Source organism: Streptomyces sp. NPDC048461 (assembly GCF_055587105.1).
Window position 1 is genome coordinate 166473 of sequence record NZ_JBVJGW010000005.1, and the last position, 24705, is coordinate 191177.

Annotated in this window: 24 protein-coding genes; 5 read left to right on the plus strand and 19 right to left on the minus strand. The window is 73.2% G+C overall.

The features are described from left to right. Positions 1-18: 18 nt before the first annotated feature. On the plus strand, positions 19-2436 hold the full coding sequence (locus ACZ6S8_RS11230; RefSeq protein WP_469454566.1) for an ATP-binding cassette domain-containing protein: 2418 nt from the start codon (positions 19-21) through the stop codon (positions 2434-2436). An 89-nt stretch (positions 2437-2525) separates the two neighbouring features. After that, a complete protein-coding gene (locus ACZ6S8_RS11235; RefSeq protein WP_469454568.1) occupies positions 2526-3722 on the plus strand; it encodes a THUMP-like domain-containing protein in 1197 nt (398 codons plus the stop codon). Between the two features lie 33 nt (positions 3723-3755). On the opposite strand, the gene ACZ6S8_RS11240 is transcribed toward ACZ6S8_RS11235, so the two are convergent. The 4 genes from ACZ6S8_RS11240 to tsaB are packed head-to-tail and all read right to left on the minus strand — an operon-like array spanning position 3756 to position 6343. After that, positions 3756-4028 carry a hypothetical protein gene (locus ACZ6S8_RS11240; protein ID WP_383917648.1) on the minus strand — a complete coding sequence of 91 codons (273 nt, stop codon included), beginning with the start codon at positions 4026-4028 and terminating at the stop codon, positions 3756-3758. Next, positions 4025-5170: a tRNA (adenosine(37)-N6)-threonylcarbamoyltransferase complex transferase subunit TsaD gene (gene tsaD / locus ACZ6S8_RS11245; RefSeq protein ID WP_469454570.1), complete on the minus strand. Its 1146-nt coding sequence runs from the start codon at positions 5168-5170 to the stop codon at positions 4025-4027. The genes ACZ6S8_RS11240 and tsaD overlap by 4 nt, the downstream gene beginning before the upstream one ends. Then, on the minus strand, positions 5163-5642 hold the full coding sequence (gene rimI, locus ACZ6S8_RS11250; protein WP_469454912.1) for a ribosomal protein S18-alanine N-acetyltransferase: 480 nt from the start codon (positions 5640-5642) through the stop codon (positions 5163-5165). The genes tsaD and rimI overlap by 8 nt, the downstream gene beginning before the upstream one ends. 38 nt (positions 5643-5680) lie before the next feature. Next, on the minus strand, positions 5681-6343 hold the full coding sequence (tsaB, locus tag ACZ6S8_RS11255) for a tRNA (adenosine(37)-N6)-threonylcarbamoyltransferase complex dimerization subunit type 1 TsaB (protein WP_469454572.1): 663 nt from the start codon (positions 6341-6343) through the stop codon (positions 5681-5683). 114 nt (positions 6344-6457) lie between these two features. Between tsaB and ACZ6S8_RS11260 the strand changes: the two genes are divergently transcribed. Next, the gene (locus tag ACZ6S8_RS11260; RefSeq protein WP_469454574.1) at positions 6458-7015 is read left to right on the plus strand and encodes a hypothetical protein; all 558 of its coding nucleotides are present in this window, start codon (positions 6458-6460) and stop codon (positions 7013-7015) included. A gap of 106 nt (positions 7016-7121) precedes the next feature. Here ACZ6S8_RS11260 and ACZ6S8_RS11265 read toward each other — a convergent pair whose 3' ends face one another. The 8 genes from ACZ6S8_RS11265 to ACZ6S8_RS11300 all read right to left on the minus strand — a co-directional run bounded on the left by ACZ6S8_RS11265 (position 7122) and on the right by ACZ6S8_RS11300 (position 15011). Next, positions 7122-7310, minus strand: coding sequence for a hypothetical protein (locus ACZ6S8_RS11265; RefSeq protein WP_469454576.1), 189 nt, complete (start codon positions 7308-7310; stop codon positions 7122-7124). Positions 7311-7451: 141 nt separating this feature from the next. After that, entirely contained in the window at positions 7452-8018 is a 567-nt protein-coding gene (tsaE, locus tag ACZ6S8_RS11270; RefSeq protein WP_469454578.1) for a tRNA (adenosine(37)-N6)-threonylcarbamoyltransferase complex ATPase subunit type 1 TsaE, read from the minus strand. Then, complete coding sequence (locus ACZ6S8_RS11275; RefSeq protein ID WP_469454914.1) at positions 7969-9105, minus strand: alpha/beta fold hydrolase; 1137 nt, start codon at positions 9103-9105, stop codon at positions 7969-7971. Before ACZ6S8_RS11275 ends, tsaE begins: the two co-directional genes overlap by 50 nt. A gap of 71 nt (positions 9106-9176) precedes the next feature. Further along, positions 9177-10313, minus strand: a complete 1137-nt coding sequence (gene alr, locus ACZ6S8_RS11280) for an alanine racemase (protein ID WP_469454579.1) — start codon at positions 10311-10313, stop codon at positions 9177-9179. A gap of 90 nt (positions 10314-10403) precedes the next feature. Next, positions 10404-11822 carry an NAD(P)H-hydrate epimerase gene (locus ACZ6S8_RS11285; RefSeq protein ID WP_469454581.1) on the minus strand — a complete coding sequence of 473 codons (1419 nt, stop codon included), beginning with the start codon at positions 11820-11822 and terminating at the stop codon, positions 10404-10406. A 55-nt stretch (positions 11823-11877) separates the two neighbouring features. Next, positions 11878-12246 (minus strand): holo-ACP synthase, encoded by a 369-nt coding sequence (locus ACZ6S8_RS11290; RefSeq protein ID WP_469454583.1) that lies wholly within the window; start codon positions 12244-12246, stop codon positions 11878-11880. Between the two features lie 21 nt (positions 12247-12267). Continuing rightward, positions 12268-14115: a glutamine--fructose-6-phosphate transaminase (isomerizing) gene (gene glmS, locus ACZ6S8_RS11295; protein WP_469454584.1), complete on the minus strand. Its 1848-nt coding sequence runs from the start codon at positions 14113-14115 to the stop codon at positions 12268-12270. Positions 14116-14225: 110 nt separating this feature from the next. Beyond that, complete coding sequence (locus tag ACZ6S8_RS11300) at positions 14226-15011, minus strand: hypothetical protein (RefSeq protein WP_469454586.1); 786 nt, start codon at positions 15009-15011, stop codon at positions 14226-14228. A 288-nt stretch (positions 15012-15299) separates the two neighbouring features. Here ACZ6S8_RS11300 and coaA point away from each other — a divergent pair, with 288 nt between their 5' ends. Together coaA and ACZ6S8_RS11310 are read left to right on the plus strand one after the other, a co-directional pair. Then, entirely contained in the window at positions 15300-16376 is a 1077-nt protein-coding gene (gene coaA / locus ACZ6S8_RS11305; RefSeq protein ID WP_469454588.1) for a type I pantothenate kinase, read from the plus strand. A gap of 28 nt (positions 16377-16404) precedes the next feature. Then, the gene (locus ACZ6S8_RS11310) at positions 16405-17355 is read left to right on the plus strand and encodes a DUF389 domain-containing protein (protein ID WP_469454590.1); all 951 of its coding nucleotides are present in this window, start codon (positions 16405-16407) and stop codon (positions 17353-17355) included. Between the two features lie 75 nt (positions 17356-17430). On the opposite strand, the gene glmM is transcribed toward ACZ6S8_RS11310, so the two are convergent. From glmM to rplQ, 7 genes are all read right to left on the minus strand, one after another. Beyond that, positions 17431-18789, minus strand: coding sequence for a phosphoglucosamine mutase (glmM, locus tag ACZ6S8_RS11315; RefSeq protein WP_469454592.1), 1359 nt, complete (start codon positions 18787-18789; stop codon positions 17431-17433). Positions 18790-18924: 135 nt separating this feature from the next. Then, positions 18925-19446 (minus strand): 30S ribosomal protein S9, encoded by a 522-nt coding sequence (gene rpsI / locus ACZ6S8_RS11320; protein ID WP_267725064.1) that lies wholly within the window; start codon positions 19444-19446, stop codon positions 18925-18927. Between the two features lie 42 nt (positions 19447-19488). Continuing rightward, a complete protein-coding gene (rplM, locus tag ACZ6S8_RS11325; RefSeq protein WP_266934864.1) occupies positions 19489-19932 on the minus strand; it encodes a 50S ribosomal protein L13 in 444 nt (147 codons plus the stop codon). Positions 19933-20164: 232 nt separating this feature from the next. After that, positions 20165-21448 carry a glycosyltransferase family 87 protein gene (locus ACZ6S8_RS11330; protein ID WP_469454595.1) on the minus strand — a complete coding sequence of 428 codons (1284 nt, stop codon included), beginning with the start codon at positions 21446-21448 and terminating at the stop codon, positions 20165-20167. 40 nt (positions 21449-21488) lie between these two features. Further along, positions 21489-23117 (minus strand): ABC-F family ATP-binding cassette domain-containing protein, encoded by a 1629-nt coding sequence (locus ACZ6S8_RS11335; protein ID WP_469454597.1) that lies wholly within the window; start codon positions 23115-23117, stop codon positions 21489-21491. 57 nt (positions 23118-23174) lie between these two features. Next, positions 23175-24026: a tRNA pseudouridine(38-40) synthase TruA gene (gene truA, locus ACZ6S8_RS11340; protein WP_469454599.1), complete on the minus strand. Its 852-nt coding sequence runs from the start codon at positions 24024-24026 to the stop codon at positions 23175-23177. Positions 24027-24161: 135 nt separating this feature from the next. Beyond that, the gene (gene rplQ, locus ACZ6S8_RS11345; protein ID WP_267725053.1) at positions 24162-24644 is read right to left on the minus strand and encodes a 50S ribosomal protein L17; all 483 of its coding nucleotides are present in this window, start codon (positions 24642-24644) and stop codon (positions 24162-24164) included. Positions 24645-24705 lie beyond the last annotated feature (61 nt).

Below are 24705 nucleotides of genomic sequence, written 5' to 3' on the forward strand. Positions count from 1 at the left end.
ACGGAGAGACAGGACAGGATGAGCAAGGCCAAGAGGACGGACCCGCGGTCGCCCGCCCCGCACGCCCCGCACGCCGCCGACGGACACGACCTGATCCGCGTGCACGGCGCGCGCGTGAACAACCTCAAGGACGTCAGCGTCGAGATCCCCAAGCGCCGCCTGACGGTGTTCACCGGCGTCTCCGGCTCCGGCAAGAGCTCCCTGGTGTTCGGCACGATCGCCGCGGAGTCCCAGCGGATGGTCAACGAGACGTACAGCGCCTTCGCGCAGGGCTTCATGCCGACGCCCGCGCGCCCCGAGGTGGACGTGCTCGAAGGGCTGACGACGGCGATCATCGTCGACCAGCAGCGGCTGGGCGCCGACACCCGCTCCACCGTGGGCACCGCCACCGACACCAACGCGATGCTGCGCATCCTCTTCAGCCGGCTCGGCACGCCGCACATCGGCTCGCCCAACGCCTTCTCCTTCAACGTCGCCTCGGTCCGGGCGAGCGGCGCGGTCACGGTCGACCGCGGCGCCGCCAGCCGGACCGTGAAGCAGACCTTCACCCGCACCGGCGGCATGTGCACGCGGTGCGAGGGCCGCGGCACGGTCTCCGACATCGACCTCACCCAGCTCTACGACGACACCAAGTCGATCGCCGAGGGCGCGTTCACGATCCCCGGCTGGAAGTCGGACAGCTGGTGGACCGTGCGGACCTACGCCGAGTCGGGCTTCCTCGACCCGGAGAAACCGATCCGCAAGTTCACCAAGAAGGAGATGCAGGACTTCCTGTACCGGGAGCCGACCAAGGTCAAGGTCGAGGGCGTGAACCTCACCTACGAGGGGCTGATCCCGAAGATCCAGAAGTCCTTCCTCTCCAAGGACCGGGAGGCGATGCAGCCGCACATCCGGGCCTTCGTGGACCGCGCGGTCACCTTCACGGCCTGCCCCGACTGCGACGGCACCCGGCTCAGCGAGGCGGCCCGGTCCTCGCGGATCGCCGGCGTCAGCATCGCCGACGCGTGCGCGATGCAGATCAGCGACCTCGCCGCGTGGATCCGCGACGTCGACGAGCCCACGGTGGCGCCGCTGCTCGCCACGCTGCGGCAGACCCTGGACTCGTTCGTGGAGATCGGTCTGGGCTACCTCTCCCTCGACCGGCCGTCGGGCACGCTGTCGGGCGGGGAGGCGCAGCGCGTCAAGATGATCCGCCACCTCGGCTCCTCGCTCACCGACACCACGTACGTCTTCGACGAGCCGACCGTCGGCCTGCACCCGCACGACATCCAGCGGATGAACGGCCTGCTGCTGCGCCTGCGGGACAAGGGCAACACGGTGCTCGTCGTCGAGCACAAGCCGGAGACGATCGTCATCGCGGACCACGTCGTCGACCTCGGCCCCGGCGCCGGCACGGCCGGCGGCACGGTCTGCTTCGAGGGCGGCGTCGAGGAGCTGCGGAGCAGCGACACCGTCACCGGCCGCCACTTCGGCGACCGGGCCGCCCTCAAGAAGACCGTGCGCGAGCCCACCGGCACGCTGCGGATCCGCGGTGCGAACGCCCACAACCTGCAGGACGTCGACGTCGACGTCCCGCTCGGGGTCCTCGTCGTCGTCACCGGCGTCGCCGGCTCCGGCAAGAGCTCGCTCGTGCACGGGTCGCTGCCCCGGCGGTCCGGGGAGGCGGGCGAGGGCGTGGTGGCGGTCGGCCAGGAACCGATCCGCGGCTCGCGGCGGAGCAATCCGGCGACGTACACCGGGCTGCTGGAGCCGATCCGCAAGGCGTTCGCCAAGGCCAACGGGGTGAAGCCGGCGCTGTTCAGCGCCAACTCCGAGGGCGCCTGCCCCGGCTGCAACGGCGCCGGGGTGCTCTACACCGACCTGGGGATGATGGCCGGAGTGGCCACCACCTGCGTGGAGTGCGACGGGAAGCGGTTCGAGGCCTCGGTGCTGGAGTACCGCTTCGGCGGCCGCGACATCAGCGAGGTGCTCGCGATGCCGGTGACCGAGGCCGAGGAGTTCTTCGGCTCCGGGGAGGCGCGCACCCCCGCGGCGCACGCGATCCTGCGCCGGCTCGCCGACGTCGGGCTCGGCTACCTCAGCCTCGGCCAGCCGCTCACCACCCTGTCCGGCGGCGAGCGCCAGCGCCTCAAGCTGGCCACCCACATGGCGGAGAAGGGCGGCGTGTACGTGCTCGACGAGCCGACCGCCGGGCTGCACCTCGCCGACGTCGAGCAGCTCCTCGGCCTGCTCGACCGGCTCGTCGACTCCGGGAAGTCGGTCATCGTCGTCGAGCACCACCAGGCCGTCATGGCGCACGCCGACTGGATCGTCGACCTCGGGCCGGGCGCCGGCCACGAGGGCGGCCGCATCGTCTTCGAGGGCACCCCCGCCGACCTCGTCGCCGACCGCTCCACCCTCACCGGGCAGCACCTCGCGGCGTACGTGGACGCCTGACCGGCGGCGCGAAGGCCGCTGCACGCCCCGCCCTCGGGAGCCGCCCCCGCCCGGGGGGCCGGGGGCGGGGCGTCGCCGACAATGGACCCGTGACCCCCGAAGACTTCGCCGCCCTCCTCACCCCCGAGGGCACCGCCCTCCTCGCCTCGCTCCGCGACCACGACCCCGCCCGGGAGCTGGCGCTCGCCACCCGGCTGCGCCGCGACCACCCCGCCGGGCTGGTCTCCGCCGCGCTGGGGCAGGCCCGGCTGCGACAGCGCGCGGTGGCGAAGTTCGGCGAGGAGGACGCCTTCCGGATGTTCTTCACCCCGGGCGGCGGCGAGATGGCCACCCGCGCCTCCGTGGCCTCGTACCGCGCCGAGCGGCTCGCCGCCCTCGGCGTGCGCACCGTCGCCGACCTGTGCTGCGGCATCGGCGGGGACGCGCTGGCCCTGGCACGGCTCGGCATCCGGGTGCTGGCGGTGGACCGCGACCCGCTGACCGTGGCCGTGGCACGGGCCAACGCCGCGGCGCTGGGCCTGGCGGACCTGATCGAGGTGCGGGAGGCGGACGTGACGGACGTGGACGTGTCCGCGTACGACGCCGTGTTCATCGACCCGGCCCGGCGCGGGGGGCGCGGCCGCATCTTCGACCCCGAGTCCTACTCGCCACCCCTGTCGTGGGCCGTGGAGACGGCCCGCGCGGCGCGGTACGCCGCCGTCAAGATCGCCCCCGGCATCCCGCACGAGGCGGTGCCCGCCGAGGCCGAGGCCGAGTGGATCTCCGACCACGGGGACGTCAAGGAGGCCGTGCTCTGGTTCGGCACCGCGCCCGGCACGATCCGCGCCACCCTGCTGCCGGGCCCGCGCGCGCTGTGCACCGCCGCCCCGCTCCCCGACCCGGAGGCCGGGCCGGTCGGCCGGTGGCTCTACGAGCCCGACGGCGCCGTCATCCGCGCCCACCTCGTCGCCGAGGTCGCCGAGCAGCTGGACGGCCGGCTGATCGACCCGACCATCGCCTACGTCACCGCCGACGAGCTGCGGGAGACCCCGTACGCGACGGCGTACGAGATCACCGACGTGCTGCCGTTCGGCCTCAAGAAGCTGAAGGCGCTGCTGCGCGAGCGCGGGGTCGGCGTCCTGACCGTGAAGAAGCGCGGTTCCGCCATCGAGCCCGAGGAGCTGCGCCGGAAGGTCAAGCCGCAGGGGCCGAACTCCGCGACGGTCTTCCTGACCCGGGTCGCGGGGGCCCCGTCGATGCTGATCGGCTCGCCCGCCCCGGTGCCGGCGTCCGGGCCCGTGCGCTGACCCGCGGCCGGGACGCCCCGCACCGGCTGCTGCTCAGCCCCCGCCGACCTCGACGGACTCGAACCGCCAGCGGTGCACCGCCCGCGTGATCAGGTCGGCCGCGGGCTCCGGCAGTTCGGGCAGCTCCGCCGCGACGCCCTCGGCCGCCTCCCACCAGGTGATCACGAGCACCCGGTCCTGCGGCGCCCGGAACACCTCGCGGCGCACCGGCTCCCGGGCCAGGACCTGCGACCGGGCCCACTCCAGCAGCTCGTTGCCCCGGCCGTCGGCGGCCCGGGCCTCCCACATCAGCGCGACGGTGCTCATGAGTACAGGTTGTCCTTGCTCAGCTCGTGCACGTGGTCGTGGGAGTGCCCGTGGCCGTGGGAGTGCCCGTGGGCGTGTCCCTCCGCGTGGCCGTGTCCCGTGCCCGGCACGTGCGGGTCGGTCACGGGCAGCGAGGAGTCCGCCGACAGGTCCCAGTCCGAGGGCGCCCGGTTGCGCTTGACCATCTCCGCGCCCAGGGCCGCGACCATGGCCCCGTTGTCCGTGCACAGCCCCGGCCGCGGCACCCGCAGGACGATCCCCGCGGCGTCGCACCGCTCCTGGGCCAGTGCGCGCAGCCGCGAGTTCGCCGCGACGCCGCCGCCGATCATCAGGTGGTCGACGCCCTCGTCCTTGCAGGCGCGGACGGCCTTGCGCGTCAGCACGTCCACGACGGCCTCCTGGAAGGACGCCGCCACATCGCGCACCGGCACGTCCTCGCCGGCCTTCCGCTTCGCCTCGATCCAGCGGGCGACGGCCGTCTTGAGCCCCGAGAAGGAGAAGTCGTACGCCGCGTCGCGCGGCCCGGTCAGCCCGCGCGGGAAGTTGATCGCCTTCGGGTCACCCTCGCGCGCGAGCCGGTCGATGACCGGACCGCCCGGGAAGCCCAGCTGCAGCACGCGCGCGATCTTGTCGAAGGCCTCGCCGGCCGCGTCGTCGATGGTCGCGCCCAGCGGCCGGACGTCGGAGGTGATGTCGGGGGCCAGCAGCAGCGAGGAGTGTCCGCCGGACACCAGCAGCGCCATGGTCGGCTCCGGCAGCGGCCCGTGCTCCAGCTGGTCCACGCAGATGTGCGAGGCCAGGTGGTTGACCCCGTACAGCGGCTTGCCGAGGGCGTACGCGTACGCCTTGGCCGCCGAGACGCCCACCAGCAGCGCGCCCGCGAGCCCGGGGCCCGCCGTGACCGCGATCCCGTCGAGGTCGCGGGCACTGACCCCGGCCTCCTTCAGGGCGCGCTCGATGGTCGGGACCATCGCCTCCAGGTGGGCCCGGGAGGCGACCTCGGGCACGACGCCGCCGAAGCGGGCGTGCTCGTCGACGCTGGAGGCGATGGCGTCCGCGAGCAGGGTCGTGCCGCGGACGACGCCGACGCCGGTCTCGTCGCAGGAGGTCTCGATTCCGAGGACGAGCGGTTCGTCAGCCATTGCTCTCACTGCTCTCAGTTCGTGCGTGTGCGGGGTCGGTCAGTCGCATGACGAGCGCGTCGACGTTGCCGGGCTGGTAGTAGCCGCGGCGGAAGCCGATGGGCTCGAAGCCGAAGCGCTCGTAGAGCTTCTGGGCGCGGGTGTTGTCCACCCGTACCTCCAGGAGCACCTCGGCGCACTCGAAGGCGGTGGCGGCGCGCAGCAGTTCGGTCAGCAGCCGGGCGCCGAGCCCGGTGCCCCACTGGTCGCGGGCCGCCGCGATGGTCTGTACGTCGGCCAGGTCTCCGGCGGCGGCCAGCCCGGCGTAGCCCACCAGGCGGCCCCGTCCGTCCTCGGCGACGAGGTAGCGGCGCGTGGCGCGCGGACCGCGCGCGTGGGCCAGCTCGGACCAGAACATGCCGGCCGACCAGGCGTCGTCGGGGAAGAGCTCGTGCTCCAGCTCCAGCACGGGCCCGATGTCCCACCAGCGCATGTCGCGCAGGACGACGTCGGGGGCGGGGGCGGCGGCCGTCACTGGGGGGTGACCACCTTGTAGTTCTTGGGCACCTGCGCGTCGGGCCTGCGCAGGTAGAGGGGGGTGGGCGGCAGGAACGCCTCTCCGGCGGCCAGGCGCCGCGCGGCCAGGGCCGCGAGGGCGGCGGCCGACTGGTGCTCGGGCGCCCGCGCGTCCGGGAAGACCTCGGGGTAGAGCAGCGCGCCCTGGCCGACCGCGGGAAGGCCGGCGACCTGCTCGGCGATGTCGGCGGGGCGGTCCACGGCGGGCTCGCCGACGCGCGTGAGGGGGTCCTCGTACCGGGCCCAGTAGACCTCCTTGCGCCGCGCGTCGGTGGCGACGGCGAAGGGGCCCTCGATCCCGGCGGCGCCGGCGGCGTAGGCGAGGCCGTCCAGGGTGCACAGGCCGTGCACCGGCACGCCGAGCACGGCGGCGAAGGTGGAGGCGGTGACCAGGCCGACGCGCAGCCCCGTGTACGGGCCGGGGCCGACGCCGACCACGATGCCGGTGACGGCGTCGAGCTTCAGACCGGCCTCGGCGAGCACCTTGTCCACGGAGGGCAGCAGCAGCTCCCCGTGGCGGCGGGCGTCGACCTGGTGGGACTCGGCGAGGACGGACTCGCCGTCGTGCAGGGCGACGGTGACGGCGGGCGTGGCGGTATCTACAGCGAGCAAGAGCACGCGAACAGCCTACGACTCCGGGGCCCCGGCCCTTCGCGGCCGGTCGCGGAGCGGCCCGGCTGCTACCTTTCGACCGAGGTACCCAACGGGGTCAGGCGCGAGAGGTGGAGCAAGGTGGCACGCAGCAGCTCGGGAATCGTGGCCGGGCTCACCGCCGCGGCGATCGCCGCCGTCGGCTTCCTCGGCTACCAGGCCTCGGCCTCGGCGCCCCCGCGCGTCCCGCAGGCCGCCCCGCAGGTCCCGGCGCCCGCCGCGAGCCAGCCCGCCGCGAAGCAGGACCCGTCGAAGCCGGCGGCCGTGCCCGAGGGCTCCGGCACCGGCGTGCGGGTGGTGTACTCGGTGGGCCAGAAGCGGGTGTGGCTGGTCGGCGAGCCGGCGCAGCCCACGAAGACGTTCACGGTGGTCCCCAGTACGGTGCACCCCGCGGTCGGCACCTACGCGGTCGGTTCCCGCTCGGGCGCCGTCACCGGCTCGGACGGGGTCCCGATCGAGCACGTGGTGCGGTTCGCGAGCAACGAGGGCGTCGCGCTGGGCTTCAGCGCCCGCGTGGACGGCGCGACCCCCGCTCCGGACCCCGGCAAGAAGACCGGCGGCATCCGCATGACGCGCGCGGACGGCGACGCGATGTGGGCCTTCGCGACGATCAGCTCCAAGGTGGTCGTCGTCCCCTGACCCGGTCGCGCGACCGGGTCGCATGACGTGCGCGGGACGCGGCGCCGCCGCAGGACCGGGCGGCGCACCGCTCCCGCCCGCCCGTCGATTCACCCCAACGTGCTACTCAGGCCGCTTCGGACTCCGGAGCGGCCTGTTCGCGTACGGCTGCGGCCTCCGGCGCGGACGCGTCGGGCGCGTGCCACCGCGCCGGGGGCGTCGAGACGGCGGCTGCGGCCGCCCCCGCGGCCAGCAGCGCCCGCATGGACACGGCGGACGGGCGGGGGTGGCGCTGTGCTCCTGCTGGTGCCGGCATGGTGCCTCCTGGGGCCCGGGAACGCCGAACTTAGGCATGCCTAAGAAAGTCTCGGTACCATGTCACCACGAGCGCCGCCACCAGCGCAATATCTTCCCGACTCGCTGTCGGTACGTGTGCCGCGACCGCCGCCTCGCCCCGCTACTCGGACAGGGCTCCCGCGAGGGTCTCCAGCCCGGCGCCGGCGCCCCAGCGGGCACCGATCCCGCGGACCGAGACCTGCCGTACGTCGTCCAGGACCTCCTCGTGGCCCACGGCACGCTCGATCACCACGTGCAGCCGGTCGTCCGAGAGCTCCTCGACCTTGCCGTCGCCCCACTCCACGACGACCACGGACTCGGGCAGCGAGACGTCGAGGTCCAGGTCCTCCATCTCGTCCAGCCCGCCGCCCAGGCGGTACGCGTCCACGTGCACGAGCGCCGGACCGTCGCCCAGCGGCGGATGCACCCGGGCGATGACGAAGGTCGGCGAGGTCACGGCCCCGCGCACGCCCAGGCCCTCGCCGAGGCCGCGGGTCAGGGTCGTCTTGCCGGCGCCCAGCTCCCCGGTCAGCAGCACGAGGTCGCCGGGGCGCAGCAGCCCCGCGATCCTGAGGCCCAGCCCGCGCATGGCGTCCGGGGAGTCGACGGTGATCAGGGTTTCGGCGCGGACGCCGGCCTCAGCTGCCGGGGCCGGGCCTCGCGGCGCTTCCAGCGGTACTTCTTCCATGCCCGCCAACGTTAGCCGCTGCCGGGGCGGGGACCGCGCCGCTGCGGGCCAGCAGCTCGGTGAGCAGCCGGGTCACCGTCTCCGGCTGCTCCAGCATCATCAGGTGCCCGGCGGACTCCAGGACCGCCAGCTCGGCGCCCGGCAGCGCCTCCTTGATGGCCTCGCTGTGCGCGAGCGGAGTGATCATGTCCCGGTCCCCCGCGATGACGGTGACGGGGATGTCCGCGAACCGCCGCAGGGCCACGGTCTTGTCGTGGGTCTGGAAGGCCGGGTAGAACTCCGCGACCACGTCGATCGGGGTGGCCTCGATGAGGCGCTCCGCGAACCGCGCGACGCCCGGATCGACGTCGCGGGAGCCGAACGAGTACATCTTGATCATGCCCGCGAAGAGGTCGGCGGTGGCCCGGCGGCCCTTCTCCACCAGCTCCACCTGCGAGCCGAGGGCCTTCAGCACGCCCGGCAGGAACCGGCGCACCGCGCCCAGGCCGACCGCGGGGAGCCCGTACGTCACCTCGCCGAGGCGGCCGCTGGACGTGCCGACCAGGGCCACGCCGACGACGCGCTCGCGCACCAGGTCGGGGAACAGCTCGGCCAGACCCATGATCGTCATGCCGCCCATCGAGTGGCCGACGAGGACCAGCGGGCCCTCGGGGGCGGTGGCGTCGATGACGGCCTTCAGGTCCCGGCCCAGCTGCTCGATGGTCACCGGCTCGCCGTCCGCCTGGGAGAGGCCCCGCGCGCTGCGGCCGTGGCTGCGCTGGTCCCAGTAGACGGCGCGGACCACCCCGCGCAGCGCGGCGCGCTGGAAGTGCCAGGAGTCCTGGCCGAGGCAGTAGCCGTGGCAGAACACGACGGTGGCCGGGGGCGCCGGCTTGCGGCGCAGCCGGCGCTTGGCCGCAGCGTCGCCCGGCACCTCGTCGACCTCGTAGTAGAGCGCGGTGCCGTCCTCGGCGCGGCAGGTGCCCTCGGTACCGCGCAGGGAGCCGTAGTCCCCGGCCGCGTCGAGGGCCAGGCGCGCCTTCATGCGCATGCCGCGCCCGACGGTGATCCGCTCGACGGCCACACCGGCCGCCGCGCCCGCCGCCATCACGCCGAGGGCGGCTCCGGCCCAGCCGGCCTTGCGCCAGTTCTCGCTCACGCCGCCGCCCTCACTCGGCCTCAGCCGCCCAGGTACACCCGGGGCACGCGCCCCCCGATACGGGTGACGATCTCATACGCGATGGTGTCCGCGGCCCGTGCCCAGTCCTCGGCGGTGGGTTCGCCCCGCTCCGCGTCGCCGAAGATGACGGCCTCGTCGCCGGCGCGGGCCGTGTCGCCGCCGAGGTCGACCACGAACTGGTCCATGGCCACGCGCCCGGCGACGTGGCGGACGGTGTCGCCGACGAGCACCGGCCCGCGGCCGGAGGCGTGCCGCGGGATGCCGTCGGCGTAGCCGGCCGGGATCAGGGCGAGGGTGGTCTCGGTGTCGGTGACGTAGTGGTGGCCGTAGCTCACGCCGTGCCCGGCGGGGACCGTCTTGACCAGCGCGAGGGAGGCCCGCAGCGTCATCGCCGGCCGCAGGCCGAGCTGGGCCGGGGTGCCGAGCTCGGGGGCGGGCGACACGCCGTAGACGGCGACCCCGCAGCGCACCAGGTCGAAGTGCGACTCGGGGAGGGTGAGCGTGGCCGGCGAGTTGGCGATGTGCCGCACCTCGGGGTCCGCGCCCTCCTTCTCGGCGTACGCGAGCATGTCGCGGAAGGCGGTGAGCTGCAGCTGGATGGAGGGGTGGCCGGGCTCGTCGGCGCAGGCGAAGTGCGACCAGACGCCGGTGACCCGGACGGTCCCCTCGGCCTGCGCGGCCACGGCGGCGCCGACCAGTTCCTCCCAGTCGGCGGGCTGGCAGCCGTTGCGGCCGAGGCCGGTGTCGGCCTTGAGCTGGATGCGCGCGGTGCGCCCGGCGGCGCGCGCGGCGGCGCGCACCTCGTCCAGGGCCCACATCCCGCTCACGGACACGTCGACGTCGGCTTCGATCGCCTCGCGCCAGGGCCCGCCCGGGGTCCACAGCCAGCACATGATCCGCCCCTGGATCCCGGCGGCGCGCAGCGCGAGCGCCTCCTCGGGGGTGGCGGTCCCGAGCCAGGTGGCACCGGCCTCCCGGGCGGCCCGGGCGCACTCCAGGGCTCCGTGCCCGTAGGCGTTCGACTTGACCACGGCCATCAACTCGGCCCGGGGCGCCCGCTCGCGCAGGGCGCGCACGTTCTCCCGTACGGCATCAAGATCGATCTCGGCGTACACGCGCGTCGGTGTCTCGTTCATCGCCCACAGTCTCTCAGACCCCGGTTACGCGCCGTAAAACCTCGCCGGGGGCCGAATCCGCCCCCGCCGGGGCGTCACGGCGTGCGGACGTCACGGCGTGCGGACGTCCCGCCACGCGCCCGGCAGGGCCTCGGCCACCTCCTGCGCGAGCACCGGCGCCCCGGACGCGGCCCGCCGCCCCGCGAGCCCGTGCAGGTACGCCGCCACCGCCCCCGCGTCCGCCCCGGACAGCCCGCCCGCCAGCAGCGCACCGGCCAGCCCGGACAGCACGTCCCCGCTCCCGGCGGTGGCCAGCCACGGGGTCCCGGTCGGGTTGACCCGTACGGGAACCGCGCCCCCGCCGCAGGCGACCAGCGTCGTGGAGCCCTTCAGCAGCGCCGCCACCCCGTACAGCTCCGCCAGCGCCCGTACCGACCCCATCCGCCCCGCCTCCACCGACTCCCGCGACACCCCCAGCAGGGCCGCCGCCTCCCCCGCGTGCGGGGTCAGCAGGGTCGGGGCCGACCGGGCCCGCAGCACCTCGGCGTCCAGCCCCCGCAGCCCGTCCGCGTCGACCAGTACCGGCACGTCCTCGGCCAGCAGCCCCGCGACCTCGCCCGCGCGGCCCTCCCCGAGCCCCGGCCCGACCACCCAGGCCTGCACCCGGCCGCGCCCGATCAGCGTCTCCGGGTACCGCGCGAGCACCGCGTCCGCGGCCGCCTCCGGGCCCACGTACCGCACCGCGCCCGCACCGCCCCGCAGCGCCCCGGCCACGGCCAGCACCGCCGCGCCCGGGTACTGCGCGGACCCGGCGACGATGCCGACCACGCCCCGCCGGTACTTGTCGCTCGACGCCCCCGGCTCCGGCAGCAGCGCCGCGACGTCGGCGTGCTGCAGGGCCTCGGCGTCCGGCTCGTCCAGGGCCAGTCCGATGTCCACCAGGTGCAGGGCGCCCGCCCGCGAGGCCCCCGGGTCTACGAGCAGTCCCGGCTTGTACGCTCCGAACGTGACCGTCACGTCGGCGCTCACCGCCGGGCCCGCCACCTCCCCGGTGTCCGCGTCCACCCCGCTCGGCAGGTCCACGGCGACCACCGTGACCCCCGGCGGGACCTGTTCCGCCAGCGCCGCGGCCGCCGGCCGCAGCCCGCCCCGCCCGCCGATCCCGAGCAGCCCGTCCAGGACCAGGTCCGGACGCGCGGGGACGGCGTCCGCCACCCGGCCGCCGGCGGCCCGCAGCGCCGCGAGCCCGCCCGCGTGCATCCGCTGCGGATCCATCGGGACCGCGGTCACCCCGGCCCCGCGCCGGGCCAGGCGCGCGCCGGCGTACAGCGCGTCGCCGCCGTTGTCCCCCGGCCCGACCAGCAGCACGACGCGCGCCCCGTAGACCCTCCCCGGCCGCCGGGCCAGCAGCCCCGCGCAGACGGCGGCCAGCCCGGCCGCCGCCCGCTGCATCAGGGCGCCCTCGGGCAGCCGGGCCATCAGCTCCCGCTCGGCGGCCCGTACGGTCTCCACGCTGTAAGCAGTACGCATGGCCCCCAGCCTGCCCGACGGGCGCGCGCTCTACCCCCGGGCGCGCCCCGGGGTCCTACCCCTCGGCGATCACCACGGCGGAGGCGACCCCCGCGTCGTGGCTCAGCGAGATGTGCCAGGACGTCACGCCCAGCGCCCGCGCCCGCGCCTCGACCGTGCCGGACACCCGCAGCCGCGGCCGGCCCGACTCCTCCACGTACACCTCGGCGTCGGTCCACAGCATCCCGCCGGGCGCGCCGAGCGCCTTCGCGAGCGCCTCCTTGGCCGCGAACCGGGCGGCGAGCGAGGCGGTCCCGCGCCGCTCGCCGCTCGGCAGCGTCAGCTCGGCGTCGACGAAGAGGCGCCGCGCCAGGTTCGGCGTCCGTTCCAGCGCCGCGCCGAACCGGTCGATCTCCGCGACGTCGATCCCCACACCGATGATCACAACGACTACCCCACTGCCCCGCTACTCCACCGTCACCGACTTGGCGAGGTTACGCGGCTGGTCCACCTCGTTGCCCCGCGCGGTCGCCAGCTCGCAGGCGAAGACCTGCAGCGGCACCGTCGCCACCAGCGGCTGGAGCAGGGTCGGCGTCGCGGGGATCCGGATCAGGTGGTCGGCGTACGGGACGACCGCCTCGTCGCCCTCCTCCGCGATCACGATGGTCCGCGCCCCGCGGGCCCGGATCTCCTGGATGTTCGACACGATCTTGTCGTGGAGCACCGAGCGGCCCTTCGGCGACGGCACGACCACCACCACCGGCAGGTCCTTCTCGATCAGTGCGATCGGCCCGTGCTTCAGCTCGCCCGCCGCGAAGCCCTCGGCGTGCATGTACGCCAGCTCCTTGAGCTTGAGCGCGCCCTCCAGCGCCACCGGGTAGCCGACGTGCCGGCCCAGGAACAGCACCGTGTTCTTGTCCGCCAGGGAGCGCGCGAGCTCCCGTACGGGCTCCATCGTCTCCAGCACGGTGTCCACGGCGGCGGCGATGTCCGACAGCTCCCGGACGACCGTCTCGATCTCGTCGCCCCACTTCGTACCGCGCACCTGCCCGAGGTACAGCGCGACGAGGTAGCAGGCGACCAGCTGGGTCAGGAACGCCTTGGTGGAGGCGACGGCCACCTCCGGACCGGCGTGCGTGTACAGCACGGCGTCCGACTCGCGCGGGATGGTGGAGCCGTTCGTGTTGCAGACGGCCAGCACCCTGGCCCCCTGCTCGCGCGCGTGCCGCAGCGCCATCAGGGTGTCCATGGTCTCGCCGGACTGCGAGATCGCGATGACCAGCGTCCGCTGGTCCAGGATCGGGTCGCGGTAGCGGAACTCGCTCGCCAGCTCCGTCTCGCACGGGATGCGGGTCCAGTGCTCGATGGCCAGCTTCGCGATCATGCCGGCGTGATAGGCCGTACCGCACGCCACGATCACGACCTTGTCGACCTCCCGGAGCACCGAGACGGGGATGCGCACCTCGTCCAGGGTCAGCGAGCCGTTCGCGTCGATGCGGCCCAGCAGGGTGTCGGCGACGGCCTTCGGCTGCTCGGCGATCTCCTTGAGCATGAAGTAGTCGTACCCCCCCTTCTCGGCCGCCGAGGCGTCCCAGTCCACGTGGTACGCCCGCACCGACGCGGGCGAGCCGTCGAAATTGGTCACCGTGACGCCGTCGCGGCGGAGCTCGACGACCTGGTCCTGACCCAGCTCGATCGCGGCCCGGGTGTGCGCGATGAACGCGGCCACGTCGGAGGCGAGGAAGTTCTCCCCCTCGCCGACGCCCACCACCAGGGGCGAGTTCCGGCGCGCGCCGACCACCACGTCCGGCTCGTCGGCGTGCACCGCGACCAGCGTGAAGGCGCCGTCCAGGTGCCGGCACACCCGCCGCATCGCCTCGGCGAGGTCCCCCGCGGCCGCGAAGTGCTCGGCGAGCAGGTGCGCCACGACCTCGGTGTCCGTCTCGGAGTCCAGCCGGTGCCCGCGCTCGGCCAGCTCGGCGCGGAGCGCGGCGAAGTTCTCGATGATGCCGTTGTGCACGACGGCGACGCGCCCCGTGTTGTCGAGGTGCGGGTGGGCGTTGGCGTCGGTGGGCCCGCCGTGGGTCGCCCACCGGGTGTGCCCCAGCCCCGTTGAACCGGCCGGCAGCGGGTGCCCGACCAGCTCCTTCTCCAGGTTGACCAGCTTTCCGGCCTTCTTGACGGAGGCCAGCCCGCCGTCGGCGAGCACGGCGATCCCCGCCGAGTCGTAGCCGCGGTACTCCAGCCGCTTGAGTCCGGCGATGACCACATCGAGCGCCGACTGCGCTCCCACGTAACCCACAATTCCGCACATAGGCGGCAGGGTACGCCGTCGTCGGCCGTCTGCCCGGTACCTGAACGAGACGAAAAACCCGCCCCGGCACATGCGGCCGGGACGGGTCGATGTTCATCTCCCCGCGGGGGTCAGACCAGCTTCTTGCCCTGCGCCTCGATCAGCGCCTTCGGGAAGACCGCCTTGCCGGTCAGGCTGATCGACGAGAAGGTGGCGACCGTGTTGCCCTTGCGCGCCACGGTCAGCAGGACGCTGGACTTCTCGCCGTCCCCCAGGTCCATGGCGACGACGAGGCTGACGGCCTCGTCGCCCACGGCCGCGCTCTCGCCCGGCTTGACGCTCTCGAACCTGGTGCTCTCGCCGTCCTCGGTCACCGCGAAGCCCCCGGCGCACGACTGGCCCGCGGCCTTGACGGACGCCACGGTCTCCTCGGCGCCCTTGCCCTCGTACGAGGAGAGGCCCACCAGCGTGGTGGTGACACCGATGGCGTCCGTGATGGCCGCCGCCTTGTCCGCGTCGGTCGCGTCCGGGTCGAGCTCCTTCGGCTTGGCACCGAGGGCCGTGCTCGCGACACCGGTCGGCGCGCCGATCTTCTGCTGGCCGATGGCGTTGAGGAGGACCTTGCACTCGGGCTTGTCGGTGGTGCCCGCGGCGCTGACGGCCGAGGCCTCGGCGGTCTTCTTCGCCGCGTCCTTCACCTCGATGTAGTCGGGTGCGTCGGCCTGCGCGATCAGCAGCGGGGCGAGCTCCGCGTCCGTCTTGCCCTTGGCGGCGGGCGCGGCCGACGTCGCCGGGGCGCTCGCGGACGCCTTGGCGTCGGCCGTGCCGTCCGCCTTCCCGCCGCAGGCGGTGGCCAGCAGGGCCAGGGACACCGCGGACGCGGTCAGGACGGTACGGCGGACAAGAGCGGTACGCACGAAAGATCTCCCCCATGGAGTACGACGACGGAACGGCGCAAGGACAGCCCGACGGGCGCTCCACGGTTCCGGGAGCGCGTCAGGGTTGCGGTGAGCGACAATCTACGCGCCGTCAGCACGCCCCGCGGGCCTCCCCGGCCCTCCCGCGCCAATCGTGATCATCGCGAGACTCCGCCACCCTCGAATCGGTACGCGGACCCGTACAACCCCGGCCCGGCCGGGCCACCGGTACCGCCACGTGACCGACCGCATAACCCACAACAGCCCCCCAGCCCCGACAATGGCGGTGTGATCACTTCGCCGCCACGAAGCAGCACGCCGGAGAACGCAATGGAGCGCACCGGCCCGGACGGGCCCCACCCGCGCACCGGCCAGGACGGGTCCCACCCGCGCCCGGGCCACCGCCGGGGCCCGGACGCCTCGCCGTACGTCGACCTGACCCGGGCCGAGTGGAGCGCCCTGCGCGAGCGGACCCCGCTCCCGCTCACCGCCGACGAGGTCGAGCGGCTGCGCGGACTCGGCGACGTCATCGACCTCGACGAGGTACGCGACGTCTACCTCCCGCTCTCCCGCCTGCTCAACCTGTACGTCGGGGCCACCAGCAACCTCCGCGGCACCCTCAACACCTTCCTCGGCGACGCGGGCAACGGGCACGGCGCCCAGCAGGGCACCCCGTTCGTCATAGGGGTCGCCGGGTCCGTCGCCGTCGGCAAGTCCACCGTGGCCCGCCTGCTCCAGGCGCTCCTGGCCCGCTGGCCCGAGCACCCGCGCGTGGAGCTGGTCACCACGGACGGGTTCCTGTACCCGATGAAGGAGCTCCAGCGGCGCGGCCTCACCTCCCGCAAGGGGTTCCCGGAGTCCTACGACCGCCGCGCGCTCACCCGCTTCGTCGCCGACATCAAGGCCGGCAAGGACGAGGTCCGGGCGCCCGTCTACTCGCACCTGATCTACGACATCGTCCCGGGCGAGGAGCTCGTCGTACGCCGCCCGGACATCCTCATCGTCGAGGGCCTGAACGTCCTCCAGCCGGCCCTCCCCGGCAAGGACGGGCGTACCCGCGTCGGCCTCGCCGACTACTTCGACTTCAGCGTGTACGTCGACGCCCGGCCCGAGGACATCGAGCGCTGGTACCTGAACCGCTTCCGGAAGCTGCGCGCGACGGCCTTCCAGAACCCGTTCTCCTACTTCCGCAAGTACACCCAGGTCTCCGAAGAGGAGGCCGTGGAGTACGCGCAGACGATGTGGCGGACCATCAACAAGCCCAACCTGCTGGAGAACGTGGCCCCCACCCGCGGCCGCGCCACCCTGGTCGTCCGCAAGGGCCCCGACCACAAGGTGCAGAAGCTGAGCCTGCGCAAGCTCTGACCCGAAGGCGACGCACTAGGGTGCGGGGATGCTGCATCTGCGCCTGATCACGCCTCCCGACCGTACGGAGGCGGTGGTCGCGGCCGTCGAGAAGACGGTCGGCACCACCCACCTGGTCGTCCTGGCGGGCGCCGCGCGGGTGCCGCCCGGAGACCTCGTCCTGTGCGACGTGGCGCGCGAGGCCGCGGACGAGCTGCTGGAGGAGCTGCGGGCCCTCGGGATCGCCGAGGACGGCTCGATCGCCGTCGAGAACATCGACCTCTCGCTGTCCAGGCGGGCCGACGCGGCCGAGGAGGAAGCGCCGGGCGAGCCGGCGGACGCCGTCCTGTGGGAGCACCTGACCGAATCCACGCACGAGGAGTCCACCCTCAGCATCACCTACGTCGCGTTCATGATCATCGCGACGATGATCGCCGCCTGCGGCGTGGTCCTCGACAACGCCGTCCTGATCGTGGGCGCCATGGCCGTCGGCCCCGAGTTCGGCCCGCTCGCCGGCGTGTGCACCGCCCTGGTGCAGCGCGCGCCCCGGCTGGCGGCGCGCTCCCTCATCGCCCTGTTGATCGGCTTCGCGGCCGCGATCGCCGTCACCACCCTGTTCAGCCTGGCGATGGACGCGATGGGCCAGTTCGACAGGGGCATGCTGGAGGACCCGCGGCCGAACACCAGCTTCATCTGGCAGCCGGACCCGTTCTCGTTCGTCGTGGCGCTGCTCGCCGGAGTCGCCGGAATACTGTCCCTGACCTCGGCCAAGTCCGGGGCCCTGGTGGGCGTGGCGATCTCCGTGACCACGGTCCCGGCGGCCGCCAATGCCGCCGTGGCCCTGAGCTACGGCGACGTCGGCCAGATGTGGGGCTCGGCGGAGCAGCTGCTGCTGAACCTGGGCGGCATCATCGTGGCGGGCGTCCTGACCCTGCTGACCCAGAAGGCCCTGTGGCGGACGCAGCGGGGCCGCTGGGTCCGGGGCGCGAAGAAGACCTGAGGAGACCCCGTCGCACGCCCGCGGCCCCGCACCCTGATCGGGTACGGGGCCGCGGGCGTGCGACGGTCGGCGGGGTCAGCCCAGCGCCGACTTCACGACGTCGGCGAGCCGGCCGGCGACCGCGCGGGCCTGCTCGATGTCGGCGGCCTCGACCATGACCCGTACGAGCGGCTCGGTGCCGGAGGGACGCAGCAGCACGCGGCCGGTCGAGCCCAGCTCGCGCTCGGCGTCGGTGACGGCGGCGGCCAGCTCGGCGGAGGTCGTCACCCGGGACCGGTCCACGTCGGGAACGTTGATCAGCACCTGCGGCAGCCGGGTCATGACGCCCGCCAGGTCGGCCAGCGACCTGCCGGTGTCCGCGATCCGCGCCGCCAGGAGCAGACCGGTCAGCGTGCCGTCGCCGGTGGTCGCGTGGTCGAGGATGATCACGTGGCCGGACTGCTCGCCGCCCAGCGCGTAGCCGTGCTGCTTCATCGACTCCAGCACGTACCGGTCGCCGACCCCGGTCTGCACGACCTGGATGCCCTCGGCCTCCATGGCCAGCTTGAAGCCGAGGTTCGACATCACGGTGCCGACGACGGTGTTCTCGCGCAGCTGGCCTGCCTCCCGCATGGCCAGGGCCAGTACGGCGAGGATCTGGTCGCCGTCGACCTCCGCGCCGGTGCCGTCGACGGCCAGGCAGCGGTCCGCGTCGCCGTCGTGCGCGATGCCGAGGTCGGCGCCGTGCTCGATCACGGCGGCCTTGAGCAGGCCCAGGTGGGTGGAGCCGCAGCCGTCGTTGATGTTCAGGCCGTCGGGCTCGGCGCCGATCGTGACGATCTCCGCGCCCGCCCGGGTGAAGGCCTCGGGCGAGACGTAGGCGGCGGCGCCGTGCGCCTCGTCCAGGACGACCTTGAGGCCTTCGAGGCGGTTCGGCAGGACCCCGATGAGGTGGGCGACGTACTTGTCGAAGCCCTCCGTGTAGTCGGAGATCCGGCCCACGCCGGAACCGGTGGGCCGGTCCCAGGGGGCACCGGTGCGGTGCTCTTCGTAGACGGACTCGATCCGGTCCTCCAGCTCGTCGGCGAGCTTGTGGCCGCCGCGCGCGAAGAACTTGATCCCGTTGTCGGGCATGGCGTTGTGGCTGGCGGAGAGCATCACGCCGAGGTCGGCACCCAGCGCACCGGTGAGATACGCCACCGCCGGGGTGGGCAGCACACCGACGCGCAGGACGTCCACGCCCGCGCTCGCGAGGCCGGCGACGACCGCGGCCTCCAGGAACTCGCCGGAGGCCCGGGGGTCACGGCCGACCACGGCGGTGGCCCGGTGGCCCTCGAAGGTGCCCGCCTCGGCCAGTACATGGGCAGCCGCGACGGAGAGGCCGAGCGCGAGCTCAGCCGTCAGATCCGCGTTGGCGACGCCGCGTACACCGTCCGTCCCGAAGAGTCGTCCCACTGTTGTCCTCCCGAGTTTCTGCTTCGCTTGTGACCGCATGTGACAGATATTTGCCGCTTGTGGCGGTAAACGAACCGCCCCGGCAGCACAGAGAGTGCTGCCGGGGCGGTTTCGTTGCAGAACAGCAGGCGCAGATTAACGCTTGCTGTACTGCGGGGCCTTACGGGCCTTCTTGAGACCGGCCTTCTTGCGCTCGACCGCACGGTCGTCGCGGGAGAGGAAGCCGGCCTTCTTCAGCGCCGCGCGGTTGTTGTCCACGTCCGCCTCGTTCAGCGCACGGGCCACACCCAGGCGCAGGGCGCCGGCCTGGCCGGAGACGCCGCCACCCGAGATGCGGGCGATGACGTCGTAGCGGTTGTCCAGCTCGAGCAGCTTGAACGGCTCGTTGACTTCCTGCTGGTGCACCTTGTTGGGGAAGTAGTCCTCAAGGGTACGACCGTTGATCTTCCACTTGCCGGTGCCCGGAACGATCCGGACGCGGGCGATGGCGTTCTTGCGACGGCCCAGGCCGGCGGCCGGCTGGGGGTCGCCGAAGCGGCCGGCAAGGGACTCGGAGGTGTAGTCGCCCTCGGCGACGACCTCAGACTCGCTGGTGTACTCCTCGACGTTGCCCTCGAACTCGTCGACGGGGGTCGTCTCGGCGGTGGTCTCGGCCACGATGCTCCTCAGAATTTTCTACGTCTTAGGGGGTGGCCGGAACTACTGCGCGACCTGGGTGATCTCGAACGGCACCGGCTGCTGGGCAGCGTGGGGGTGCTGGTCGCCCGAGTAGACCTTCAGCTTGGACAGCATCTGACGGCCCAGGGTGTTCTTGGGGAGCATGCCCTTGATGGCCTTCTCGACGGCCTTCTCCGGGTTGTTCGCCAGAAGGTCGTCGTAGCGCACCGAGCGGAGACCGCCCGGGTAGCCGGAGTGGCGGTACGCCATCTTCTGGGTCGCCTTGTTGCCGGACAGGTGAACCTTGTCGGCGTTGACGATGATGACGAAGTCGCCCATGTCCATGTGGGGGGCGTAGGTCGGCTTGTGCTTGCCCCGCAGAAGGGCCGCGACCTGGGTCGCCAGACGGCCGAGGACAACGTCCTGGGCGTCGATGACGAGCCACTGGCGCGAGATGTCGCCGGGCTTGGGGCTGAACGTACGCACGCGTATGCCTTCGCTTCTTCAGTGGTGGTATCCCACGGGCGCTAGCCCAGCGGGAAGGTCCTGACAGGGTCACCACGGACGATCACGACAGCCCTCGTCCACATCGGGGACGCAACCCGTGTGAACCGCTGGTCATCGGTCCGGTGGACCGCGCGCAAGGCCCTTTCACGTGAGAATGAGCAAGCCAATACGCATAACAAACCAGCAGGGTACCCAAGCAGACCCGTACGGGTCAAAACGCGGTCCGCGATGCCGGTCCTGCTGGCTCCGCGGCGCACTCCGGTTCGGTCCTGGGTGGGGACCCCGCAGTTGTTACCGGGTCCAGAGTAACCCGCCCGGAGAGCAGCCCACGACGCGCCAGCAGGATCGCGAGCCCGCACAGGGTGGCGCAGTCCTTGAACGCGCGCCGTTTGGCGTCCAGCTCCGACGGCCACGGGATCCCCGCCGTCTGCGGGGCCAGGGCCGCCCAGAACCAGGGCGAGCGCGGCATCGAGCCGGGCCGCACCGCCGACGCCAGCAGCAGCGGGAGCACCACCAGCAGGTAGTGGTCGAAGGACGGCCGCGACACCAGGAATGCGGCGAGCATCACCATGCAGGCCGTCTCCGCCAGCCGCAGCTCGCCACCGTCCGCGTCGTCGCCGACCCTGCGCCAGCGCGCCCGGGCCGCCCACAGCCCCGCCCCGGCCCCGGCGAAGGCGACCAGCACCGCGACCGGCTCCGGCACCCCCAGCCGCGGCAGCACCGCGATCGGCGAGGCGTCCCAGGGCAGGGCGTACGCGTCCTGCCCCTTGAGCAGGAACGGCAGGGTTTTCGTGAAGAACAGCGACGGGCTCGGCATCAGCAGCGCCCCCGCCAGCGAGAGCCCCAGCGGCACCAGGACGGCCGCGGCCAGTCCCCGCCACCGCCGGGCCACCAGGAACAGCAGCCCGATCGGCACCAGCATCGGCTTGCAGGCGATCGCCAGCCCGACGACCAGACCGGCCGCGCCCCACTGCCGCCGGTGCGCGAGCAGCAGCGCCACCGGCAGGGCGGCCGCCGAGATCGCGGTCCAGTTCCCGATCAGCACCAGGTTCACGTACGGCTTGTAGGCCAGGGCGAGGACGGGGAAGCCGATGACCGCGAAGCGCGAGCGCAGCGGCACCGAGAACAGCCGCAGCGCGGCCAGCCAGCCGGCGCCCAGCAGCCCCGACATCCCCACCGGCAGCAGCCAGCGCAGGGCGGTCTGCGGGAGCATCGCCTCCGGGACGGCCATCAGCACGGCGCTGGGCAGGTACAGGAAGCGCTTGTCCTCGTACGGGGACCCGCCCTCCAGCAGCGTCTGCGCCGCCTTGACCACGAAGGCGTTGTCCGAGCCCCAGTTCGCCCGCAGGCTCGTGGAGACGGCGATCCCCAGGATCACCGCGAGCGAGAGGAACTGCCACGGCCGCGAGGCCGGCAGCAGCAGCCGGTCCATCAGCCGGTTCCCCGAGGCCCGGTTCTCCCACTTCGTCAGCCAGTTGCCAGGGCGCAGCCCCACAACGCCTCCCCCTCACCGTTCCGAGGGGGTGGTCCGCCCCCTAGCGCTTCCGCTCGACTCTACGTTCGTCCCAGACGGGCTCCTGAGTCTCCCGCACAACACCGTCCGAACCGAAGACCAGGTAACGGTCAAATGTGCGCGCGAACCACCTGTCGTGTGTGACACACAACACAGTCCCGTCGTACGCCTCCAGTCCGTCCTGCAGCGCCTCGGCCGATTCCAGGTCCAGGTTGTCCGTCGGCTCGTCCAGCAGCAGCGCCGTGGTGCCCGCCAGCTCCAGCAGCAGGATCTGGAAACGCGCCTGCTGGCCGCCCGACAGCTTCTCGAACGGCTGGTCCCCCTGGCGCTCCAGCTCGTACCGGCGCAGCGCGCCCATCGCCGCGCCGAGCGGCTTCGCCGCCTCCGTCCACAGGATGTCGACGAGGGTGCGGCCGAACAGCTCGGGGTGGGCGTGGGTCTGCGCGAAGTGGCCGGGAACCACGCGCGCGCCCAGCTTCCACGTCCCGGTGTGCTTCACGTCCTCGCCGGCCATCAGCCGCAGGAAGTGCGACTTGCCGGAGCCGTTCGAGCCGAGCACCGCGACCCGCTCGCCGTAGAAGACCTCCAGCGAGAACGGCTTCATCAGGCCCGTGAGCTCCAGGTTCTCCACGGTCAGCGCGCGCACGCCGGTGCGGCCGCCCTTGAGCCGCATCCGGATGTCCTGCTCGCGCGGCGGCTCCGGCGGCGGACCGGCCTCCTCGAACTTCTGGAAGCGGGTCTGCATCGCCCGGTAGCGCGAGGCCATGTCGGGGCTGGAGGCCGCCTGGTTGCGCAGCCGCAGCACCAGCGCCTTCAGCCGGGCGTGCTCCTCGTCCCAGCGCCGCTTGAGCTCCTCGAAGCGTGCGAAGCGCTCCTTGCGGGCCTCGTGGTAAGTGCCGAAGCCGGCGCCGTGCACCCAGACGTCGCTGCCCGTCGGGCTCGCCTCCAGGCTGATGATCTTCTCGGCGGCCTGGGTGAGCAGTTCCCGGTCGTGGCTGACGAACAGCACCGTCTTGCGGGTGGCCTTGAGCTGCTCCTCCAGCCACCGCTTGCCCGGGACGTCGAGGTAGTTGTCCGGCTCGTCGAGCAGCAGCACCTCGTCCGGCCCGCGCAGCAGCGCCTCCAGCACGAGCCGCTTCTGCTCACCGCCCGAGAGCGTGCGCACCTCGCGGAACTGGGCGCTGTCGTACGGGATGGCCAGGGCCGCCATGGTGCAGACGTCCCACAGCGTCTCCGCCTCGTACCCCTGCACGTCGGCCCAGTCGCTCAGCGCCTGCGCGTACGCCATCTGCGCGGCCTCGTCGTCGACGGTGAGGATCAGCTCCTCGGCCCGGTCCACGGCCTTGGCCGCCTCCCGGATCCGCGGCTGGGAGACCGAGACCAGCAGGTCCCGTACGGTCGTCTCGTCCCGCACCGAGCCCACGAACTGCGACATCACCCCGAGCCCGCCGCTGATGGCGACCCCGCCGCCGTGCGGCTGGAGCTCACCGGAGATCAGCTTGAGCAGGGTCGTCTTGCCGGCGCCGTTCGCCCCCACCAGGGCCACCACCGACCCCTCCCCCACGCGGAAGGAGACGTCGGGGAGCAGGACCCGCCCGTCGGGAAGGTAGTACTCCAGGTGGTTGGCTTCGAGATGTCCCATGCCGGGCATTGTCCCGGTCCGCCGGCGATCCGCCCAAACGGGTGGACGGGCGCCCCGCGGCGGCGCTCAGCAGCAGCCGGCTCCGGGCAGGGTGCGCACGTTGCGCGCCTCCTTGCTGCGGGCGGCCAGCAGCTCGTCGGCCGGGTAGCCGACCTCCTCCAGCGTCAGCCCGTGCGGCTTGACCACGTGCACCGAGGAGTCCCGTACGGCGGCGGCCAGCACCTTCCCCGGCCAGTCGACGGGCCGGTGGCCGTCGCCGACGTGCAGCAGGGCGCCGACCAGCGACCGGACCATGTTGTGGCAGAAGGCGTCGGCGCGCACGGTCGCGGTGACGATGCCGTCCTCGGCCCGCTCCCAGCTGAGCTGCTGGAGGGTGCGGATGGTCGTCGCGCCCTCGCGCTTCTTGCAGTACGCGGCGAAGTCGTGCTCGCCGAGCAGCGGGGCGGCGGCCTCGTTCATGGCGTCCACGTCGAGGGGCCACTGGTGCCACAGGACGTGCCCGCGGCGCAGCGGGTCCACGCCGGCCTGGTGGTCGCCGACGCGGTACGCGTAGCGGCGCCAGATCGCCGAGAAGCGCGCGTTGAAGCCCGCGGGGGCCTCGGCGGCCCTCCACACCCGTACGTCGTGCGGCAGGCGTCCCGCGAGGCGGCGCAGCAGCTTGTCGTGGTGCTCGGCCCACACCTCCTCGGCCAGGTCGAACTGCGCGACCTGGCCGCGGGCGTGCACGCCCGCGTCCGTCCGCCCGGCCACCGTCAGCTCGACCGGTTCGGACAGCCGCATCACGGTCCGCAGCGCCGACTCCAGCTCCCCCTGGACGGTCCGCAGCACCCGCTGCTTCGCCCAGCCGGAGAAGTCCTTGCCGTCGTAGCTCAGGTCCAGCCGTACCCGGACGTGCCCGGGCTCCACCTCGTCACTCACGTGACCGATCCTCTCAGAAAGCCGAACGCACCCGACAACGCGGAACGACGCGGGACAACGCAGAACGGGCCCGCCCCGGGAAGGGGCGGGCCCGTTCAGAGCCGTTCAAGCAGACGCGATTCCCGGAAGGGGGAATCAGGCCTCCTTGGTCTCCTCGGCCGGAGCCTCGGTCTCGGCGGGAGCCTCGGCCTTGGCCTCGGACTCCTTGACGGCGCGCTTGGTGGCGGCCTCGGCCTCACCGGTGGCCTGCTGGGCGACCGTAAGGGCCTCGACCAGCTCGATCACGGCCATCGGGGCGTTGTCGCCACGACGGTTGCCGATCTTGGTGATGCGCGTGTAACCACCGGGGCGGTTCTCGTAGCGCGGGGCGATCTCGGTGAAGAGCGTGTGCACGATGCTCTTGTCCGTGATCGTCTGCAGCACCAGGCGACGGTTGTGGATGTCGCCCTTCTTGGCCTTGGTGACCAGACGCTCGGCGTAGGGACGCAGGCGACGGGCCTTGGCCTCGGTGGTGGTGATGCGGCCGTGCTCGAAGAGCGCCTTCGCGAGGTTCGCGAGGAGGTGCTTCTCGTGCGCGGCGCTGCCGCCCAGACGGGCACCCTTTGCGGGACGCGGCATGGTGATACTCCTTCATATCTGCACCGGCCGTGTCAGGTACCGGTGTCAGTTCCCCCGGGGC

Coding starts and splice junctions, on each gene's coding strand:
- ACZ6S8_RS11230 (WP_469454566.1), top strand. CDS start 19: ATGAGCAAGGCCAAGAGGACGGACCCGCGGTCGCCCGCCCCGCACGCC.
- ACZ6S8_RS11240 (WP_383917648.1), bottom strand. CDS start 4,028: ATGAGCACCGTCGCGCTGATGTGGGAGGCCCGGGCCGCCGACGGCCGG.
- tsaD (WP_469454570.1), bottom strand. CDS start 5,170: ATGGCTGACGAACCGCTCGTCCTCGGAATCGAGACCTCCTGCGACGAG.
- rimI (WP_469454912.1), bottom strand. CDS start 5,642: ATGCGCTGGTGGGACATCGGGCCCGTGCTGGAGCTGGAGCACGAGCTC.
- ACZ6S8_RS11265 (WP_469454576.1), bottom strand. CDS start 7,310: ATGCCGGCACCAGCAGGAGCACAGCGCCACCCCCGCCCGTCCGCCGTG.
- tsaE (WP_469454578.1), bottom strand. CDS start 8,018: ATGGAAGAAGTACCGCTGGAAGCGCCGCGAGGCCCGGCCCCGGCAGCT.
- ACZ6S8_RS11275 (WP_469454914.1), bottom strand. CDS start 9,105: ATGGCGGCGGGCGCGGCGGCCGGTGTGGCCGTCGAGCGGATCACCGTC.
- alr (WP_469454579.1), bottom strand. CDS start 10,313: ATGAACGAGACACCGACGCGCGTGTACGCCGAGATCGATCTTGATGCC.
- ACZ6S8_RS11285 (WP_469454581.1), bottom strand. CDS start 11,822: ATGCGTACTGCTTACAGCGTGGAGACCGTACGGGCCGCCGAGCGGGAG.
- glmS (WP_469454584.1), bottom strand. CDS start 14,115: ATGTGCGGAATTGTGGGTTACGTGGGAGCGCAGTCGGCGCTCGATGTG.
- ACZ6S8_RS11310 (WP_469454590.1), top strand. CDS start 16,405: ATGCTGCATCTGCGCCTGATCACGCCTCCCGACCGTACGGAGGCGGTG.
- ACZ6S8_RS11335 (WP_469454597.1), bottom strand. CDS start 23,117: ATGCCCGGCATGGGACATCTCGAAGCCAACCACCTGGAGTACTACCTT.
- rplQ (WP_267725053.1), bottom strand. CDS start 24,644: ATGCCGCGTCCCGCAAAGGGTGCCCGTCTGGGCGGCAGCGCCGCGCAC.